This window comes from Persicitalea sp., from assembly GCF_041751555.1.
In the GTDB taxonomy this organism is placed as follows: domain Bacteria; phylum Bacteroidota; class Bacteroidia; order Cytophagales; family Spirosomataceae; genus Persicitalea.
In genome coordinates, this window is sequence record NZ_JBGSXF010000532.1 from 1 (window position 1) to 4,174 (window position 4,174).

The following is a 4,174-nucleotide window of genomic DNA, read 5'->3' on the forward strand; positions in this document are numbered from 1 at the left end:
GGCATTCAGGAAATGTACATGTTTCTGGGCAAGAATATCAAGTACCCCACGGCTGCCGCCAAAGCCAATGTGACGGGCAAGGTATTCCTGAGCTTCGTGGTGACGACTGAAGGCGAAATCAAGGATATTCAAGTTATGAAAGGCATAGGTTTCGGCGCCGATGCAGAGGCCGTGCGCGTGGTGAAGGCGATGCCGCGCTGGAAGGCGGGGACGCAAAGTGGGAGGGCCGTGAACGTTCGGTATAACCTGCCGATTGCTTTTGAAATCGACAACGGCAAGAAAGAATTAGGGGCTAACGGTGTCGAGAAGCCTTCCAATTCTGGTGCTACGGTGGTGGCCTACGCGAAAACCACACCCGGAGCGCCTGAGATGTATCGTACAGGAGAGGGACAGTTCAGAGTCGTAATTGACGGTGTAATGCAAAAGGAAGGTTACGATATCAAAAAGGTCGGGCCTGAGAATGTCGAAAAAGTAAACGTCCTGAAAGGAGAAAGTGCCACCAAAGCCTACGGTGAAAAAGGTGCCAACGGAGTAATCGAGGTTTTTATGAAAAAGAAATAAGGTCGGTATCAGATTCTTAACCGTTTAACCCAAAGGAAATGGAAACGCTGTCCTACCTCGCCCAAGCCAACCTCTACTGGATCGCGCTCTACGCTTGTTATGCGCTTTTCCTGCGACGGCAAACCTTCCTGCACTGGAACCGGGCGTATTTGCTCGGTTCCTTGCTGGCGGCGTTCGCGTTGCCGCTGGTGCAGTACCCTGAGGCGGCTCCGCCTGTTCCGGTAGTGTACGAGATGTCGGCGGCCGCGCTCACGGTGGGCGCGGCGGTGGTGGTGCCTTCATCCTCGCTGCTGACGTGGGAGAATTTGCTTTGTCTGGTGTACAGCGTTGGGGTTTTGTTAATGCTGGTTCGTTTGGCGCGGCAGTTCGGCTCTCTTTTTTCTTTTATCAAGAAAGGCGAGAGCATCGACATGGGTAACCACATCATTGTTTTGCTGGACGAGGAAGGGGGCGCAACAGCACCCGCTTCCTTCTCCTTCCTCCGCTGGATTTTCATCAGCCGCTCCGACTACGAGCAAAATTTCGACACCATCCTCTGTCACGAACTCGTCCATGTGCGGCAGCGGCACAGCCTAGACATTCTGCTAACGGAGGGGCTGTGGGTGGTTTTCTGGTTTAACCCGGTTTTGATTTTATACAAAAACGCCCTGCAGCAAATCCACGAGTATCTGGCCGACCAGCAGGCTAAGGCCGATAACCGCGATGGTTACGCCGACTTTCTGCTCTCCTACGCAACGAATGCTCCAAGTACTGTTTTGACCAATCAATTCTTCAATCCTAAACTCTTGAAAAACCGCATCGCTATGCTTTACAAAAACAAAAACTCGAACTGGTCGCTCGGCAAATACGCCGCTGTGGCTCTGCTGATTAGCTTCACCTCGTTGCTAGTCGCTTCCTGCGAGCGGGATTCGCTGCCTACGGCCAAAAATAGCTCCTCCAAGAATATGAGCGGAATGGTAGAGGTGTCTGGTGTAGTGACAGATGCGAATGGGAAAGCTATTCCAGGAGCCGATATTATGGTAATGGGCGCAACACGCGGGACGACTACCTCCTCCGAAGGAAGATTCCGACTCGATGCTCCGGCGGGAAGCGAATTAAAATTCAGTTACGAAGGATTCAAGAACCATCTTCTGAAACTGAACCCCAAGTACGAAAAGGTGGCATACAGGGTCGCCATGACGCCCGGCGAGGGCCAAACGTCCCAGACAAACGGAGCATTCTTCATGACTTCGCCCGACGGCAAAACTTTCAGAGCAATCAGTCAGGCTTCGACTTATAACGGTGAAACCATTTTCACGGTAGTTGAGGAGCAACCGCAGTTTCCCGGCGGTATCGATGCCATGCACAAGTTCCTGGGAGATAACGTAAAGTATCCCGAAGCCGCCAGAAGGGCCAAGGTCCAGGGCCGGGTTTTCCTGAATTTCGTAGTAACGAAAGAGGGTGAAATCAAGAACGTTACCATTCTCAAAGGAATCGGCTTCGGCATTGATGAGGAAGCCCTTCGGGTGATGGACAAAATGCCCCGCTGGATACCTGGCAAGCAGGATGGTAAACCGCTAAACGTGCGCTATAACTTGCCGATTGCCTTTGAGTTGGGCAAAAAGCCGGAATTGAAAAAGAGTGAAGCTGACAAAAGAGTAGGGATGCAGGGCGTAGCGCCTGATTCCGAAATTGAGCGGGTCACGGGCGCTCAGCCGACCAGGCTGGAAGACTCCGAGCAGATGCTGCTGGTAGTGGATGGTAAAATCGTGTCGGACAGAAGCGAAAAACCTGAATTAGATCCGGCTGCTGTTGAGTCGATCAACATTATGAAAGACGCCGCCGCCATCAAAAAATACGGCGACAAAGGAAAAAACGGGGCCATAGAGATCATCCTGAAAAAAGGCAAATCCTAAGCCATGTGGTACGGGCTTCCAGCCCGTTTCTGCATCATATAAACGGGCTGGAAGCCCGTACCACAACTTATGATGAACTACCTCGTCCAAGTCAACCTCTTCTGGCTCCTGCTCTACGGCTGCTACTGGCTCGTGCTGAGCCGCCACACGTTTTTCGCCTGGAACCGGGCGTATTTGCTCGGCTCGTTGCTGCTGGCGTTCGTCCTGCCGCTGGTGCCATACCCCGAGGGAATGCCGCAACTACCTGACTTTTTCGATTTTGCTTCATTAGTTGAAGAAGAGGCGGTGGAGGTAGGAGAAGCCGATCTCCTGTTGGAAACCTACGCTGCCATGCCAACGAATTATGCGCCGGAAGCCGCCGCGCCAGCAACTTCAGCCCCGGTACTGGGCTGGGCGAAGTGGTTGGTGGTTCTCTACGGTCTGGGATTTGTTTTTATGGCGGCGCGGCTGTTAAGTCACTTGCGCGGAGTGTACGCTTTTTTTCGGAAAAGCCCCTGCCTGGATATGGACGCCTACCGCCTGTACCTGCTCGATGACGACGAAGGTACAGAAGAGGCGTCGCCGGGCGACGCTTCGCTCGGAGCGGCGGCTCCCGGCTCTTTCTCCTTCCTGAACCACATCGTCATTACCCGCCGCGACTACGAGGAGAACTTCGACACCGTCCTCAACCACGAACTAGCCCACGTGCGGCAGCGGCACAGCCTGGACGTTCTGCTGATGGAGGGGCTGCGGGTGGTTTTCTGGTTCAACCCGATTTTGGTTTTTTACAAAAAATCGTTGCAGCAAGTCCACGAGTACCTGGCCGACCGCGAAGTGTGCGCCTGGGAAGCCACGCCGGGCGACGCTTCGCCGGGCGACGCTTCGCCGCGCGATAGCTACGCCGAGTTCATGGTTTCCTACGCCCTGGCGACACCAAACGCCGAGCGTCGAGCCGTCGACCTCGTCAACCCTTTTATTGATTCTAAACTCTTAAAAAATCGAATCGTCATGCTGTACAAAAACAAAAACTCCAATTGGTCGCTGGGCAAGTACGCTGCCGTGGCCCTGTTCGTCGGCTTTGTGTCACTACTGGCGGCTTCCTGCGACCAAAAGACCGGGGAAGATTCCGAACAAAATACCTCTACCACCGATCAGAACATCCGAATCGAGGGCGTTGTGCTGGATGCTAAAGACGAGCCACTGCCGGGAACGAGTATCGTTGTGAAAGGTACCCAGGTAGGAACTACCACTACTGCCGAGGGGGAATTCAGAATCACGGCCCCGGCGGGGAGTACCCTGGATTTTAGCTTTATGGGTCACAAACCCACTTCCGCCCAAATGTCGGAACAAGGCTTTATCAAGGTAGTTTTGGCCGATGAAAACGCCTCCGAAAATTCGGTTGCCCGACGCATGTCGTCCGAGGTGGGAGAATCCTTTGTAACAGAAAAGTTGAAAGACAAAACTTCTTCCGATTACCTTAAAGATTCCGTCTTCACCGTAGTTGACACTCAGCCGAAATTCCCCGGTGGTATTGAGGCCATGTATAAATTTATCGGCGAAAACATGAAGTACCCCGCCGCCGCCCGTCGCGCCCTGGTACAGGGCAAAGTGTTCCTGACTTTCGTGGTCAACGCTGATGGCAGTGTTCAAGACATTAAAGTACTGAAAGGCATGGGATTCGGCACCGACGAGGAAGCGGTCAGAATCATGAAGCAGACGCCCAAATGGATACCCGGTGC

At 53.4% G+C, this 4,174-nt stretch carries 3 protein-coding genes; all 3 read left to right on the top strand.

What is annotated here, in order from left to right:
• A partial coding sequence (locus ACEW8P_RS18980; protein WP_373514650.1) for a TonB family protein occupies positions 1 to 561 on the top strand: 561 nt, incomplete at its 5' end.
• 38 nt (positions 562 to 599) lie between these two features.
• Entirely contained in the window at positions 600 to 2,456 is a 1,857-nt protein-coding gene (locus ACEW8P_RS18985) for a TonB family protein (protein WP_373514651.1), read from the top strand.
• Between the two features lie 69 nt (positions 2,457 to 2,525).
• On the top strand, positions 2,526 to 4,174 hold a 1,649-nt coding region (locus ACEW8P_RS18990; protein WP_373514652.1), incomplete at its 3' end, for a TonB family protein.